13 protein-coding genes are annotated in these 14,935 nt (G+C 59.4%); 3 read left to right on the forward strand and 10 right to left on the reverse strand.

From position 1 onward, the window contains the following. Positions 1-17: 17 nt before the first annotated feature. From GA0061103_RS00985 to GA0061103_RS01020, 8 genes are all read right to left on the reverse strand, one after another. Positions 18-839: an ABC transporter ATP-binding protein gene (locus GA0061103_RS00985; protein ID WP_092706241.1), complete on the reverse strand. Its 822-nt coding sequence runs from the start codon at positions 837-839 to the stop codon at positions 18-20. After that, positions 836-1,825: an ABC transporter ATP-binding protein gene (locus tag GA0061103_RS00990; RefSeq protein WP_092706243.1), complete on the reverse strand. Its 990-nt coding sequence runs from the start codon at positions 1,823-1,825 to the stop codon at positions 836-838. The genes GA0061103_RS00985 and GA0061103_RS00990 overlap by 4 nt, the downstream gene beginning before the upstream one ends. Positions 1,826-1,827: 2 nt before the next feature. Next, complete coding sequence (locus GA0061103_RS00995) at positions 1,828-2,685, reverse strand: ABC transporter permease (RefSeq protein ID WP_092706245.1); 858 nt, start codon at positions 2,683-2,685, stop codon at positions 1,828-1,830. A 3-nt stretch (positions 2,686-2,688) separates the two neighbouring features. Further along, positions 2,689-3,693: an ABC transporter permease gene (locus tag GA0061103_RS01000; RefSeq protein WP_092706247.1), complete on the reverse strand. Its 1,005-nt coding sequence runs from the start codon at positions 3,691-3,693 to the stop codon at positions 2,689-2,691. 117 nt (positions 3,694-3,810) lie between these two features. Further along, positions 3,811-5,709, reverse strand: coding sequence for an ABC transporter substrate-binding protein (locus GA0061103_RS01005; protein WP_092706249.1), 1,899 nt, complete (start codon positions 5,707-5,709; stop codon positions 3,811-3,813). A gap of 191 nt (positions 5,710-5,900) precedes the next feature. Beyond that, a complete protein-coding gene (arfA, locus tag GA0061103_RS01010) occupies positions 5,901-7,409 on the reverse strand; it encodes an arabinosylfuranosidase ArfA (protein WP_092706251.1) in 1,509 nt (502 codons plus the stop codon). 218 nt (positions 7,410-7,627) lie between these two features. Beyond that, positions 7,628-8,557, reverse strand: a complete 930-nt coding sequence (locus GA0061103_RS01015) for an ArsR/SmtB family transcription factor (RefSeq protein WP_092706253.1) — start codon at positions 8,555-8,557, stop codon at positions 7,628-7,630. A gap of 181 nt (positions 8,558-8,738) precedes the next feature. After that, positions 8,739-9,239 carry an invasion associated locus B family protein gene (locus GA0061103_RS01020; protein ID WP_092706255.1) on the reverse strand — a complete coding sequence of 167 codons (501 nt, stop codon included), beginning with the start codon at positions 9,237-9,239 and terminating at the stop codon, positions 8,739-8,741. A 139-nt stretch (positions 9,240-9,378) separates the two neighbouring features. On the opposite strand from GA0061103_RS01020, the gene GA0061103_RS01025 reads away from it, so the two are divergent. Beyond that, entirely contained in the window at positions 9,379-9,594 is a 216-nt protein-coding gene (locus GA0061103_RS01025) for a hypothetical protein (protein ID WP_092706257.1), read from the forward strand. 184 nt (positions 9,595-9,778) lie between these two features. After that, on the forward strand, positions 9,779-10,801 hold the full coding sequence (locus GA0061103_RS01030; RefSeq protein WP_092706259.1) for an LLM class flavin-dependent oxidoreductase: 1,023 nt from the start codon (positions 9,779-9,781) through the stop codon (positions 10,799-10,801). A gap of 116 nt (positions 10,802-10,917) precedes the next feature. Here GA0061103_RS01030 and cml read toward each other — a convergent pair whose 3' ends face one another. Next, entirely contained in the window at positions 10,918-12,114 is a 1,197-nt protein-coding gene (gene cml, locus GA0061103_RS01035; protein ID WP_092706261.1) for a CmlA/FloR family chloramphenicol efflux MFS transporter, read from the reverse strand. A 332-nt stretch (positions 12,115-12,446) separates the two neighbouring features. Here cml and GA0061103_RS01040 point away from each other — a divergent pair, with 332 nt between their 5' ends. Further along, the gene (locus GA0061103_RS01040; RefSeq protein WP_092706263.1) at positions 12,447-13,949 is read left to right on the forward strand and encodes a globin-coupled sensor protein; all 1,503 of its coding nucleotides are present in this window, start codon (positions 12,447-12,449) and stop codon (positions 13,947-13,949) included. 76 nt (positions 13,950-14,025) lie between these two features. On the opposite strand, the gene GA0061103_RS01045 is transcribed toward GA0061103_RS01040, so the two are convergent. Then, positions 14,026-14,904, reverse strand: coding sequence for a LysR family transcriptional regulator (locus GA0061103_RS01045; RefSeq protein ID WP_092706265.1), 879 nt, complete (start codon positions 14,902-14,904; stop codon positions 14,026-14,028). Positions 14,905-14,935 lie beyond the last annotated feature (31 nt).

The raw sequence follows: 14,935 nt of genomic DNA on the forward strand, positions 1-14,935 counted from the left end.
TCCTGGGAATGCTCCAATCAGCCAAGCACCGGCTCCATCTCAGGCGTGGTGGACAAGACGGCCTCCTTCAAAGCCCGTGAATAGGGATGTTGCGGATTGTCGAGGACCGCACGTGCGCCACCCTGCTCGACGATCTCGCCCTTCTTCATGATGATGATGCGATCGCTGATATAGTAGGCGGTCGCCAGATCATGGGTGATGTAGATGATCGAGAGCCCGAGTTCCTTCTTCAGCTGACCGAAGAGATTGACGATCGCCATTCTCAGCGAAGCATCGACCATCGAGACCGGCTCGTCGGCCACCAGCAGCCGCGGTTGCGGAATGAGCGCCCGCGCGATGGCCGTTCGTTGCAACTGGCCGCCGGACAGCTCATGCGGAAAGCGCCCCTTAATCTCGGCAAGCGTCAGGCCGATGTGGGCGAGCGCCTCGTCGGCCATGCGCTCGACATCGGCTCGGTTTGGCCGCGCGCCGGCAGGCGCAAAACTTTTTGCTGTTTCAAAGAGATACCGGTCGACCCTCTTGAGCGGGTTGAATGCCTCGAACGGGTTCTGAAGAACCGGCTGCACCTCGCGCATGAAGGCCCGGCGCTCGGACCGTCCGTGAATGGCGACGGGCTTGCCGCGAAAGAGGAGATCCCCCGATGTCGGCGCCGTCTGGCCGAGGATCATCGCCGCAATGGTGGATTTTCCCGAGCCCGACTCGCCGACGATGGAGAGGATTTCCGGCTCCTCTCCCAGGCTCAGACTGACATCGCGAACCGCCACGATCTGGCGACGGCTGAGCATGCCGCCCTGCCGGTAGATCTTGCTGACATGCGACAGAGAAAGAAGATCGTTCATCGCGCTCCTCCCGTCACCGCGAAGCAGGCCACGCGCCGATCCGGCTCGACGGTCACCATGGGCGGCGCTTCGCGGCTGCAGATGTCCATGCGCTTCGGACAGCGAGGGTGAAAGCGGCATCCCTCCGGTGGCATGGCGAGATTGGGCGGCCTGCCCTCAAGCGAGGGGCGCGTGGAGGCATCGCCAATCCGCGGAAGGCTTGCGACCAGATGCTGCGTATAGGGATGCAGCGGCAGCTGGAAAAGCTTGCGTGTCGGCGCCTCCTCCACCAGCCTTCCGGCATAAACGATGCCGATACGATCGGAAACGGCGGCGTGAACGCCCATGTCATGGGTCACGAACAGGAAGGACGAACCCATCTCGCGCTGGATCTCGCGGATCATCGACAGCACGTCGCGCTGGACGATGACATCGAGCGCCGTCGTCGGCTCATCGGCGATGATGAATTCCGGCGTCAGGATGGTGGCGAGCGCGATCGTCATGCGCTGGCGCATGCCGCCGGACAATTCATGCGGATAGGCATCGAGGAGATGCGCGTCGAGCTTCAGTCGTTGGAGATGTGTGCCAACCCGGTCGAAGAACGTGCCGCGATCGGCTTTCATGTGTCGGAAGGCAAAATCCGTGAACGAGTGCCGGATGCGCCGCACAGGATTGAGCACATTCATCGATCCCTGCATGATGTAGGAGAGATGGCGCCAGCGAAGTGACGCCCGCTGCTCCGGCGTCATCGCGTAGATATCCTGGGTGCCGCTGTTGAAGTGGAACTTGACAGCGCCGGAGACGACGCGAAGCGGCGGCCGGATGGCGCCCGCGATGGTCTTGATCAGCGTCGTCTTGCCGCTGCTCGATTCACCGGCAACCCCGTAAATCTCGCCGCGGCCGATCGACAGGCTGACATCGTCAACCGCCCGCACTTCGCGATCGACGCCGTAAAGGAAGGCCCGGTAATAGGCCTTGAGGTTGTTGACTTCGACGACAGCCTCCATGCCTAGCCTCCCATCCTGTTCAAGCGACTGCGGGGATCGTTGTATTCATTCATCGACATTGACAGCAGGAAGAGCGCCATGAACAGCACGACGATGGCGGCCACCGGCGCTGCGACCCACCACCATGTACCGGCAATCAGCGCCGAATGTGCATTGGCCCAATAGATCATCATGCCCATGGTCGGTGTCTCGATGTCGGTGAAACCGAGCACCGACAGCGTGATCTCCATGCCGATCGACCAGATCATGTTGTTCATCGTCGTGGCGAAGACGATCGGCAGCACATAGGGCAGATGCTCCTGGACGAGGATCTTGGACATACTCATGCCCGAATAGACGCTCTGCGTGGTAAATGGCCGCGTCTTCAGGCTGATCGCCACCGAGCGGATCAGGCGCGCGTCATAGGACCAGCCGAGCGATGCCATGACGACGATCAGCACCGTCCACGTCATTTCGTCCTTGAGCACGAAATAGAACAGGATCAGCAGCGGAAATTGCGGAATGACCATGATGCTGTCATTGATCGCCATCAGCGCGCGATCGACTGCACCGCCGGCATAGCCCGCCACCAGCCCCACCACCAGCGAAATGATGCGCGACAGAATGGCGACGCCGATGCCGAAATAAAGCGTGTTGCGGAGCGCTGTCGTGAGCTGCCAGAAAACATCCTGACCGCGTGATGTCGTACCCAGCCAGTATTGCCCGTCCGGCGGCATATCCGGCGGCAGCAGATAGAGATCGGAAGGGCCATAGGGTGAGAAATAAGACAGGATCACCAGCCCGACGATGATGGCGAGCAGCAGGAGACCAAAAAGGAATTCCATATTCTGGCGAGCAAGGTCGCGAACGATCGTCAGCATGGCCTACTCCACCTTGATGCGCGGGTCGATCAGCGGACCCAATATGTCGATGATGAAGACCGCGGCGGCGACACCGGCGATCGAGAGCGCGCTGAGCCCCAACACGAGGCTGTAGTCGCCGGCATGCACGGCCGAAATCAGCAGATTGCCGATGCCGGGATAGCCGAAGACGATCTCCGTAATGACCGTGCCGTTGAAGACGGCGCCGAGCGACATGGCAAGGCCGGTAAACTGCGGCACCATGGCATTACGGGCGATATAGGAGCGCAGGATCTTGCGCTTCGGCACGCCGCCCAGCTCGGCGAAAACCACATAGTCCTCGGTGATGATATTGGAGACGAGCGCCCGCATCCCGATCAGCCAGCCACCCGTCCCGACCAGGATCAGCGAGAGCGCCGGCAGGATGGAATGGCGCAGAATATCGAGCACCAATGCAAAGGACAGCTGCAGATTGGTGTTCATCTCATAGCCGCCATTGATCGGCAGGATCGGCCAGACATAGCCGAAGAGGATGATGAGAACGAAGGCCAGGATATAATAGGGGATCGGCTGCATCGCGATGAAAACGAGGCTGACGGCCTTCAGTATCGTGCTTTTGCGGTAATAGCCTGCGAGCGCGCCGATCATATTGCCGAGCAGGAATGTGATGATGACGGAAACGGTCATCAGGCCGATCGTCCAGGGGAGCGCCCTCATGATGATGGCGGAAACGGGCGTGGGAAATGCAGAGAGCGATGGCCCGAGATCACCGGTCGCAAGACGCCCCCAGAAATGCAGATATTGCTGCCAGATGGAGCCCTCGAGACCATAGAGTTCTCTGAGCGACTGGCGCATCAGCTCGACGGCACGGGGATCGGATGCCCCCATTTGCTGGATGGCGCCGATGCTTTCCTCGACGGGATCGATCGGCGTCATATGAGTGATGAAGAACGTCGCGGAAATGCCGAGGAAGACAACGAGCAGGAATTGGCCAAATCGTTTCAATACGAAAACTGGATAGGACGTCATGCCGCCGTCTTCCTCGCTGCTTGCGCTTCATCATCAATTCAAAAGATTCGCCGGACGTGCCTAGTGTCCGGCGAAAGGTGCCCGATGCGGCGATTGCCGCATCGGGGTCGGGAGAAATCAGGGCTGGGCCGGCTTCAGCTTGACCATCATCAACCGGGAGTTCGCCCAATTGGGAACGGGGTCCGTATAAGGGTCGGCAATGGTCGGGTAGCCCTTCCAGTAGGTCGTATCCATGGAGGTGAAGACGTTATAGGACATCAGAGGAATGGTCGGCATTTGCTGTGCAACCAGCTTCAGATAGTCCTTGCCGAGTTCGATGCCCTTCGGATCATCGGCGCTGATGCGGCGGATGTTCTCGATGATCTTGTCCAGATCCGGATTGGACCAGCGCTGCCAGTTGCGAGCCGCCTGGTTCTCACCCTTCTTGGCAACGAAATCCGAATGCCAGCTGTCGAGGAAGAAGGACAGATCGGGATCGCCGCCCCAGGTCTCGACGCTCCAGGCGATGGCGCACTGGAAGTCGCCGGTCGCCAGACCCTGCCAGACGGCCGAGGACGGAACGGCTTTGGCGTCGATGCCGAAGGCAGCCCATTGCTGTGCAATCAACGTTCCGGCGCGGGTGAAGACCGAGCGGGTGTCGCCCTCGACCGTCATCCGGATCTTGAACGGCTGGCCATCCGGCGTCATCCATTTGCCGCCTGCCTTTTTGAAGCCGGCCTTTTCCAAAAGCTCAGCGGCCGCTTGCGGATCGGGTTTCCACCAGCCATAGCCGAAGGCGCTGCTGATCGCGGCCGGATCGGTCGGGATCTGATCCTTGTACTTCGGCTGTTTGCGCAGCAGGTCGGCGACCTGCTGGCCGATCGTCGGATCATAAGGCTTGATCTTGCGCTTGCCCGTATCAATTTCGAAATTCTTCAGCCAATCCTGCATCGGCGCCTGATAATCCGTCATGGCGATTGCCGTCGGCGGCACACCAAGCGCGGAAAGCGTGGCCGCCCCGCGGTAGCTCGCCATATCGACGGCCTTGATATCGATGAGCAGTGCCAGCGCCCAGCGAACATCCGGATTCTGGAACAGTGGATCCTGCGTGTTGAAGATCACTGCAGGCAGCGTCGGATCGGGATGGGCGAAGGGGAAGCCGGGGAACCAGCTTTCGACCGTCTTCGACTTCTCCTTCAGCGTGAACATGCCTTCCGGCGTGTTGTCGTGAATGATATCGAGATTGTGCTCGAGCTGCGCGATGGTGCGCTTATCCGGCGGACCAGGATCGACATAGCTCACATATTTCGGAGCCGGCTCGCCGAAGCGGGCAAGCGAGGTGCGCTGCCAGTCGTCGCGCTTCTCCCAGGTGTACCATTTTCCCTGCGGATCGAAGGCCTTCAGCTTGTAGGCGCCGAGCGAAACGGGATTGGCGAAATCATAGCGAACCGGATCGGCAACCTTTTCGAAGACATGCTTCGGCATGATCCAGGCGCCGTTCCAGCGAACGGTGAAGATCGCATGGAAGCGCGAATTCGGCTTTTTCAGCTTGAAGACGACCGTATAGGGATCCGTCGCTTCGACGCTGGCAACCTGGACCGAGAAGGCCGCGCTCCAGTTCATGCCCGGATGGTCCATCTGCGTCTTGACGGTGTAGACCACGTCATCGGCGGTGAATTCGACGCCGTCGCTCCAGTAGATGCCCTTGCGCAATTTCACCGTCATCTGGGTGAAATCGTCATTATATTGCGGCTTGTCGGCAGCAAGGGAATTGTCCCAGGCCGAACCGCCCAGGCCCTTCTCCGGATCGATGTACCAGAGCGTGTCCATGGTCAATTGCTGAATGCCGGTCGAAACGCCGCCGCCGCCATTGACCCAGACGTTGAACCAGCCGGGGTTCTTGATCGTCCCCTCAGGATTTTCGACGATCAAGGTCTCCTTGCGAGGCAAGGCGGTGTAATCTTGAGCCTTGGCCGCCGCAATGAGGCCGAACGTGGCCAGTGCGACGCCGAAGGCAAGCTTCTTCCACTGCTGCATGATCTCCTCCCATTTTTATCGACTGCGCGGACACTCAAACGATGGTGAGCAGACCGCGATTTTCACCCCTTTTCCCGGCTGGCCGCGCAAGCTGCGTGCGGCATCCGGGCCTGCAACAGGCCGTCGGCCGCCTCCTCGCGACCGTTCGACCGTTTTCGGTGCCGGGGTTGCATTACCCCGGCGGCAAGGCGTCAGACCGCCAGCCGGATTACCGTGTATGATAGCGGCTTCAGCGTGGCACGAAGCCGGCCATCCTCGATATTGGCATCGCCTGTCTTGGTCGGGACGACTGCGTTCGGCTGGGCTGCCGTGTTGACTGCCCGCAGATCGCTATGAACCATCTCATGCTGCTCGACGACACGGGCTCCGGCAAAGCCTTCGAGACGCGTGTCGAGATCGAGCGCGCTGTCGGGGTGACGGTTGACGACGAACAGCGTGACCATTTTGCCGAGCTCATCGTGGACGGCCGACACATCGAGATAGGGTACGTCATCGGCCTCGTCACTGTCATAGGTCGGGCCGTCGGTAACCAGACGCAGCGCGTAGCCGCGGCCGTATTTCGAGGCGAAATAGAGCGGATAGTAAATGGTCTGCCGCCATGCCGGGCCGCCGTCTTCCGTCATGATCGGGGCGATGACGTTGACGAGCTGGGCGATACAGGCGATGCGAACGCGATCCGAGCGGCGAATGAAGGTATTGAGAATGCCGCCGACCTGCAGCACGTCCTCGAAATTATAGACATCCTCGAGCAGATGCGGTGCATCCGGCCATTCGTCGCGGGCCAGAATCTCCTTGTCCTGCTGGTTGGAGTGATACCAGACATTCCACTCATCGAAGGAAATGCCGATCGTCTTCTTCGAGCGTTTCTTCGCCTTGATATAGTCGATGACCCCGCCAATGGTGACGATATAGCGGTCGAGCTTCTCGGCCTTGGCGAGATAATTCAGCGTGTTCTTTTCGCGATTGGCGAAATACATGTGCAGCGAGATATGGTCGGCGCTGTCATAGCATTGATCGAGGACCTCGGCCTCCCAATCGGGATAGGTCTTCATATCGGAATTGGACGAGCCGCAAACGACGAGTTCAAGCGACTTGTCGAAGCCGCGCATGGCCTTGGCAGTCTCATCGGCCAGGCGTCCATATTCATAGGCGGATTTGTGACCAACCTGCCAAGGGCCGTCCATCTCATTGCCAAGGCACCAGAGCTTCACGCCGTGCGGATCGGCCCAGCCGTGCTTGCGCCGCAGATCCGACCAATAGGTGCCGCCCGGATGATTGCAATATTCGAGGAAGTTTCTCGCCGCATCCAGCCCGCGCGAGCCGAGGTTAACCGCAAGCATCGGCTTGGTGTTGGCCTTCTTGCACCAATCGACGAATTCATTGACGCCGATCTGATTAGCCTCGCGTGTCCGCCAGGCAAGGTCGAGACGCACCGGCCGTTCGGAACGAGGCCCCACCCCGTCTTCCCAGTTATAGGCGGAAACGAAATTGCCGCCGGGATAACGACAATAAGGCGAGTTGAGCTCGCGCACGAGCTCGATCACATCCTTGCGAAATCCGTGCTCATCGGCGGTCGGATGACCCGGCTCATAGATACCGCCATAGATCGCCCTGCCCAGATGCTCCAGAAAAGAGCTGTAAAGCCGATCATCGATGTCGGCAATTCGGAAATCACGATGGACGATCACATGCGCCTTCACGGCCTTCCTCCCATATATATCAGATATTTCGTTTTTATACCTTGATCTTGATACACTTTTGGAAGGTCGTCAACGCACTCAGGACGGAAAATATCGCAAAAGCCTCGGGCGCAGCACTTGCAGAGTGAAAAAGTTCGCCACAAAATCAAATACTTATAAAAAATATGACTTATCGGAATTTAGCTCCGACAACATGCTATGTATCATAAATTACGATACTATTGCGCCAAATCGATGCGCATGAGGATATCGCGGCCGTAATTGCCGAAACCGCGGCCGAAGATATTGACGCCACCGGTGTTGCGCGCATCATCGGCGATCCCGATCCGCAGGCGGATCGAGGAGTGTTGACTGATGGCAAGGTCATCGATCGTCACATCGGAAGCGGCAACCCCGTCGATGAACGTGCCCTTCTTCGAGATTCGCCAGGTCTTGAGCTTGCCGTATTGAGAACCTTCCAGCTTCCACCAGCTTGGCGTGAAGGCCCCGCGCTTGTCACCATAATCGCCGGGAGAGGTCCACGTGCCGACAGCGACGCCGTTGATCCAGACGGTGATGTCGGACGGCCAATCCGGATTGGTGCCAGGCACTTCGGATGAGAGCTCCATCGAGAATTCGATGGCATTGACGTTCCTGTTCAAGATCTTGGCATTGTTCGGGAATTTATATTCGACATGGCCGCGGCCGAACCAGAGAAGACCGGCCTGCATGCGCTGCGGATCGAGGAAATAGTCGGGAACATCGAGCAGACCGATGACGCCTTCGGTGGAACACAGACCGCATGGCGCGTGCGTCTCGCAGCTCGTATAGAGGCCGATCGGCATGGCGACTTCGATCACGTCCTCATCATGCTTGAAGGCCTGATCCTCGAAGCTCAACAGGATTTCGTCGTAAAGCGCGGTGCAGATCTTCTGGTAGCCCTTACGCGCTTTTGCGGCCTTGGTCTCGACAAGACCGGCCTCCTCCAGGATCATGATGCCTGTTGCGACGGTGGATTGCGGCAGGTCCAGTTCCCGGGCGATCTCGTTGACATTCAGCGAACCCCTGGCGCAGAGCAGCTTCAGCATGTCAACGCGCGCCGGCGCCGAAAGCGCCCTGAAGACCGCAGCGTTCTCACCCGCATAAATTGTCAGAAAGCCACGCTTCATCGAATCCTGAATTCCCCATCAACAGATTTCATTTATATCAGGATTTTTGATTTCACAAGAGATATCAGTTCGAAAGCCCTGGCTGGCGCCTTCTCCGCGGAATGAGAAGACGCCAATCCGATCAGCCGCTACACAACCCGCCGCAACGAAATCGCCGAGAAATCCTCGAACGCCGCCGGTCTCACCGGCAAGTCTCTATCCGTTTCAATGCGGCCGTAATGCCAGAGAGAGAGTAGGAATAGCTCGTCTCGGTGCCTCGCTTCGAGGTTGCCTGCAGCTGCAGCTGCGCGCCGCCTTTCATGGCGTTGACCATGGTCGGCTCCTGCGATTCGTTCCTTACCCAGCCGTGCCGGTCTTTCGTAAACATCGGGAATGTCTTGTCACCGACCGTCGCCGTCATCGGCGCGCCGTCTTTCAGGTCATAGCCCATCGCGGCTTCCGGAACCAGCTTGTCCCCGGGAGACAGGCGCGAGACGATGAAGAAGTTATCGCCATGGTCGACACTGGCGGGCTGCTGCGCGACCGGCCTCGATAAAACATAGCAACTGACGCTGTCGCCGGACTTATAAGAATATGCACCCCAGTGATCGAATTGATCGATACGGACGGGCACTTCCGCATGCGCGATACCGGCGCTGAATGCGACGAAGACCAGAGCGGGGGCGAAATTTCTTGCAAACATAGTTTCCTGCCATTTCTTGTTTCAAGGACATTGAAAGCGAGAGATGCACTCACACGCGCGGCAGTTTCGGTGCGGTGCGTTATCCGATTGTTAACGTGTTCCTTAAAATTTGTTCATGTTAGAAGACACGCAGAAAACCATGCCGAAGAAGAATGCAACCATGTCGGGCGTCACCATTTCGGTCCTAGAGAGCCCATCGGACGCCGACCGCCGCGCGATTCTTGCCCCTCTGGACGCCTTCAATACGACGAAGGCGGGCAACGAGAATTACGAGCCGATTGCCATCAAAACGAGCAAATTGAATCCACGGAATAGTCAAGGCCTCATCCGTTTCCGGTGCCTCTATCGTCATTGACGATCAGTTCACAGATTGCGCTGTTCCATCCAGTTACATCCGTGCACATATAGGCGCATGAAGTTGCGGCCCTTATGCGCCATGACATGAAGACGGAACAACCAATACATTCGGCTTGCAGCTCCGTCGGCATGCATGACGCAAAAATCGAGCCGTGTTAACCGGATATAGTTAGGATAGCACCATGAAAAAGATCGGTTTCCTTTCCTTCGGCCACTGGACGCCATCGCCGCAATCGCAGACGCGCTCGGCAGCCGACACGCTGCTACAGTCGATTGATCTGGCCGTCGCAGCCGAGCAACTGGGCGCGGATGGCGCCTATTTTCGCGTACATCATTTCGCACGTCAGCTCGCATCTCCCTTCCCGCTGCTGGCAGCCGTCGGCGCCAAGACCAGCCGCATCGAAACCGGCACTGCCGTCATCGACATGCGTTACGAAAACCCGTTCTACATGGCCGAGGATGCGGGCGCTGCCGATCTCATCGCTGGCGGCCGTCTGCAGCTCGGCATCAGCCGCGGCTCGCCGGAACAGGTGATCGATGGCTGGCGCCACTTCGGCTATACGCCGATGGAAGGCGAAAGCGACGCCGACATGGGCCGCAGACATACGGAAGTGCTCCTCGACCTCCTGCGCGGCGAAGGCTTCGCACAGCCCAATCCGCGGCCGATGTTCCCGAACCCGCCCGGCCTGCTGCGCCTCGAACCTTACTCCGAGGGCTTGCGCGAGCGGATCTGGTGGGGTGCCGGCTCCAATGCCACGGCCGTATGGGCAGCAAAACTCGGCATGAACCTGCAGAGCTCGACGCTGAAGGACGATGAAAGCGGCCTGCCCTTCCACGTCCAGCAGGCAGACCAGATCAGGCTCTATCGCGAGGCCTGGAAGGAAGCCGGACACAAGCGCGAATCGCGGGTCTCAGTCAGCCGCAGCATCTTCGCGCTGGTGAACGATCTCGACCGCGCCTATTTCGGCCACAGCGGCCAGGATGACGACAAGGTCGGCTTCATCGATGAGAAGACGCGCGCCATCTTCGGCCGCAGCTATGCCGCAGAGCCGGATGTACTGATCGAACAGCTCGCAAAGGACGAAGCTATCGCCGCCGCGGATACGCTGCTTCTGACCGTGCCGAACCAGCTCGGAGTCGATTACAACGCCCATGTCATCGAAAGCATCCTGACGCATGTCGCGCCGGCCTTAGGGTGGCGCTAGGACGGTCGCGCGCATAAAGCAGGAAACGGAAGAAACGAAATTGACCGCCCGCGAAAGCCAGCTTTCGCGGGCGGCCGTTTCAGATTTTACCTAGTGAGCGGCGTAAGCTCGGCAAATCAAGCCAGGGCATCATGACGCCGTAACAGATGAAGCGCTGCCAGCACCAGCAACGCCATCAGCGTGGCAAAGGCGACCAGAGGCCACGCGCTATCACCATCCAGCGCAGTGACCGCCAGTGTCCCGGCAAGACTTACGATCAGACTCTGAATGCAGAAATAAAACGCCACTGCCGATCCGGCGATATCGCCGAACTCCGCCAACGCTCCATTCGCCGTCACCGATCCCGTAAAGACGATGCCGACCGCCATGATCCACATCGGAAGCACGAAGCTTGCGAAGGACGGCGCCCCGTAGAGCTGACCGAAAGCAAGGGCTGCCGCACCGATAAGAAGCAGCCCCATGCCCCGTGCAACGCAGCCCGCAACGCCCCATTTTTCGACAAACAATCGGGCAAAGCGTGCCGTCATGATCATCACGACGGCAACCGTTGCAAATGCGATGCTGAAGCCGAGCTCGGAATAGCCGGCCCGGCCGATCAGCACGCGCGGAGCAGTCGAGAAGAATACGAAGAATGTGCCCATCCCCGCACTGAAGGCCAGCGTATAGGTCCAGAACGATCGGCTCTTAAAGATCGGCCATATGGAACGCCGTGGACCGGTGGCGCCCTCGGGGCACGTTTCGTGCCATTTCACCATGGCATGGAGACTTGCAGGAAGCATCAGCATCGCGAGCACCATGAAGATGGCACGCCATCCGAACTGGTCGGCAATCATCGCTCCGGCTATCGGCCCAAGGGCCGGCACGAAGGACAGGATCGAGCCGAATGTGGCATAGATAATGGCCTGTTCCGGACGATTGCCGTAGACATCCCGCACGGTCGCGAAAGTCGCGACCAAGGCGGCCGACGCGCCTATGGCCTGCAGCAGGCGGCATAGCACGAAGACAGGCGCACCCCATGACAGGGCCGCTCCGAGAGAAGCGGCGGCAAACAGAGCCGCGCCGGAAAGCAGGACTGGGCGACGGCCGATGCGATCCGAAAGAGGGCCGAACACGACCTGTCCGAGACCCAGCATGATCATATAGAGGCTCAGCGTCAGCTGGATCACCGCAGGTGTCGTGTTGAGAATGCCGGGCATCGACGGCACGACGGGAAGATAGATATCCATGGCCAGCGAGGCGAGGATATCAAAAGGCGCCATCAACAGCAGTGCCGCCGGCAGCGAGTAGGCCCATGACGGGCGTATGTCTGACATGAGAAAATTCCGCTCGAACGAGAGATCGGGCGGCGCCTGCCACTGGCATCAATGGGAATGAGTTCGACAGCACGCCGCAACAACAAAAAGCTGTTGCGGCTTATCTATCTGCTGACTTGAAATTCCCCATGCCGATGGCCCCGTGGCGAGATACGTGATGACCACAGCGTTTAGCAGATGACATCGGAGCGAGCAATGACGTTGCGACGAGTATGGCTGCAACCACCACATGCAATACGATCAGCTGCGCCTCGAAAATGAGGTGAAAATCTAATGAATTTTTAACCATGACTGTGCCCTAACTGCTTGTAATTTCTTTCTTGGAGCAGATTATGGTGCGCGCATCGAAAATGGACGAGCTGGACGACCGGCTCGACTTTGTTGGACTGGGACAGGATGCCAGGCAGGCTCTTTCGGAGCTGCAGCCGACTATCGAAGCCGCCGTCAAAGGCTCTCTCGATACCTTTTACGAGAAGATCGTCAAACATCCGGCGATGTCGAAATACTTCTCGTCTCAGCAGCATGTGCACCACGCCAAATCCAAGCAGCAGGACCATTGGAAGACGATCGCGTCAGGCAAATACGGACCTGATTATGTCGAAGCGGTCTCGGCGGTCGGCAGGACCCATGCCCGCCTCGGCCTCGAGCCGCGCTGGTATATTGGCGGCTACGCCTTGATCCTCGAAGGGATGGTGCGATCGATCGTCGCGCAGCAGCTCAATGGTTTCATGCAGCGTAAGCATGAACAAGCCCTGTCCCGGCGGCTGTCGGCGATCGTCAAGGCTGCCCTCGTCGACATGGATTACGGCATTTCGGTTTACCTGCAGGTGCTCGCCGATGAGCGCGACCGCGCGGAATCCGAGCGGGCTGCTGCACAGCGCGAGCAGGAGCGCGCCCTCAACGCACTCGACCGTGCGCTGAACGGCCTTGCGAACGGAGACCTGACGGCTGATATCACAGAAGCCCTTTCGGCAGAGTTCGAGGTTCTGAAGAGCAACTACAACGGGTCGCTCGCATCCCTCGGCACTGCAATGCAGCGCATCGAAGATTCGGTGACTCGCGTTCGCGACGAAGCCGGTTCGATCTCGTCTGCCGCCGACAACATGGCAAGGCGCACGGAACAGCAAGCATCCGCACTCGAGGAAAGTGCTGCTGCGATCGACCAGATCACCACGATTTCGGAACAGACCGCCGAGCGGACGCGCGAGGTTCAGGCAATCGTCAAGGAATCCGCCTCGGAAGCGGAACGCTCGCGCGAGGTCGTGCAGCAGGCCGTGTCCGCCATGGGCGATATCGAAACCTCGTCGCGCAAGATGACCGACATCATCTCCGTCATCGACGACATTGCCTTCCAGACGAACCTTCTCGCGCTGAATGCCGGCGTCGAGGCGGCGAGAGCTGGCGAACAGGGCAAGGGTTTCGCCGTCGTCGCGCAGGAAGTCCGCGAACTGGCTCAACGTTCGGCGACCGCCGCAAAGGAAATCAAGGATCTGATCGACAGGTCGTCGAATGACGTGCGCCGCGGCGTCGAACTGGTCAACCGGACCGGCGAGGCACTGGCCCTGATCGGCAATCAGGTCGCTTCCATCGACAGGAATGTCGGCGCCATCGCCCGCTCGACGCAGGAACAGGCCGTCGGCATCAGCGAGATCAACTCCGCCGTCCGCAACATGGATCAGATGACCCAGCAGAATGTCGCGCTCATGGAAGAGACGAATGCCTCGACGCGGCACCTCGCCGATATCAGCAACGAACTCGCCGGTCTCGTCGGGCGGTTCAAGACGGTGCGTTCGGGAACACGGACAGGCGCTGTCAGGTTGAAGCTCGCCAGCTAAGGTAACTGACGACGACATCGTCAGCGCTTTCGATGAGACGGCTCCGGACATAGTCCGGGGCCGTTTTGCCACCCGTCTAGCCCGGGATCTCCTCGACTTCCGCGAGCAGCCATTGGCGAAACACCTTCATCGATGCCGTCTCCGCTCGCGATTTCAGTCGTGTCAGCCAGTAGCTGCCGGTCATCGCGGTAATCTGGAACGGCTGCATGATCCTGCCGGCCTCGATGTCATGAGAAAACATGGCGACAGGCACGAGCGCGACGCCGACGCCTCGCGCAGCCGCCTCCACCAGCGTCAGCGACGAATCGAACATCCAGCCGCGAAGATGGGGAGGCTGCAGGCCCGCAGCCCTGAACCAGAGCGCCCATTCGTCGATCCGGTAGGATCGCAAAAGCTCGACATCGGCGAGATCGGCAGGCGTGCGCAAGCGTTCACCTATATCGGGCCTGCAAACGGGAGATAGGGGGGCATCCATCAAATGGATAGCCTCAGTCCCGTGCCAGGCGCCATCGCCGAAGCGCAGGAAGAAATCCAGCCCGTCGAGCACCATGTCGGCGCGGTTGTTGTTGGTCTTCAGGCGCAGATCGACATGCGGGTGCTGCGCCTTGAAGCTGCCGAGGCGCGGCAGGAGCCAGCCGATCGCGAAAGTCCCGACCACGCCGATCGTCAGGATCTCGGCAAAATTCCCCTCCTCCAGCTGGCTGAGCGTGGCGCTCATGCGGCGAAAGGCATCGGTCAGCACCGGCAGCAGTGCGTGCCCCTCATCGGTCAGCGCCAGGCCGCGCGGCAGGCGCTTGAAAAGGGTCACGCCCAGCACGTCCTCCAGCGCCTTGACCTGATGGCTGATGGCTGTCTGCGTGACCCGGAGTTCGAGACCCGCCCGCGTGAAGCTGCAATGCCGCGCCGAGGCCTCGAAGACGCGCAAGGCGTTCAGTGGCAGCTGTGAGATGTCCATTTATGTCCCAAGGCCAAGTTTTTCTCATGTC

The sequence above is a fragment of the Martinezella multihospitum genome (assembly GCF_900094585.1).
Taxonomy (GTDB): Bacteria; Pseudomonadota; Alphaproteobacteria; order Rhizobiales; family Rhizobiaceae; genus Rhizobium; species Rhizobium multihospitium.

What these genes read in the sequence shown, in the direction of transcription:
- GA0061103_RS00985 (WP_092706241.1), bottom strand. Translation starts at nt 839, where the DNA reads ATGAACGATCTTCTTTCTCTGTCGCATGTCAGCAAGATCTACCGGCAG.
- GA0061103_RS00990 (WP_092706243.1), bottom strand. Translation starts at nt 1,825, where the DNA reads ATGGAGGCTGTCGTCGAAGTCAACAACCTCAAGGCCTATTACCGGGCC.
- GA0061103_RS00995 (WP_092706245.1), bottom strand. Translation starts at nt 2,685, where the DNA reads ATGCTGACGATCGTTCGCGACCTTGCTCGCCAGAATATGGAATTCCTT.
- GA0061103_RS01000 (WP_092706247.1), bottom strand. Translation starts at nt 3,693, where the DNA reads ATGACGTCCTATCCAGTTTTCGTATTGAAACGATTTGGCCAATTCCTG.
- GA0061103_RS01005 (WP_092706249.1), bottom strand. Translation starts at nt 5,709, where the DNA reads ATGCAGCAGTGGAAGAAGCTTGCCTTCGGCGTCGCACTGGCCACGTTC.
- GA0061103_RS01015 (WP_092706253.1), bottom strand. Translation starts at nt 8,557, where the DNA reads ATGAAGCGTGGCTTTCTGACAATTTATGCGGGTGAGAACGCTGCGGTC.
- GA0061103_RS01020 (WP_092706255.1), bottom strand. Translation starts at nt 9,239, where the DNA reads ATGTTTGCAAGAAATTTCGCCCCCGCTCTGGTCTTCGTCGCATTCAGC.
- GA0061103_RS01025 (WP_092706257.1), top strand. Translation starts at nt 9,379, where the DNA reads ATGCCGAAGAAGAATGCAACCATGTCGGGCGTCACCATTTCGGTCCTA.
- GA0061103_RS01030 (WP_092706259.1), top strand. Translation starts at nt 9,779, where the DNA reads ATGAAAAAGATCGGTTTCCTTTCCTTCGGCCACTGGACGCCATCGCCG.
- cml (WP_092706261.1), bottom strand. Translation starts at nt 12,114, where the DNA reads ATGTCAGACATACGCCCGTCATGGGCCTACTCGCTGCCGGCGGCACTG.
- GA0061103_RS01040 (WP_092706263.1), top strand. Translation starts at nt 12,447, where the DNA reads ATGGTGCGCGCATCGAAAATGGACGAGCTGGACGACCGGCTCGACTTT.
- GA0061103_RS01045 (WP_092706265.1), bottom strand. Translation starts at nt 14,904, where the DNA reads ATGGACATCTCACAGCTGCCACTGAACGCCTTGCGCGTCTTCGAGGCC.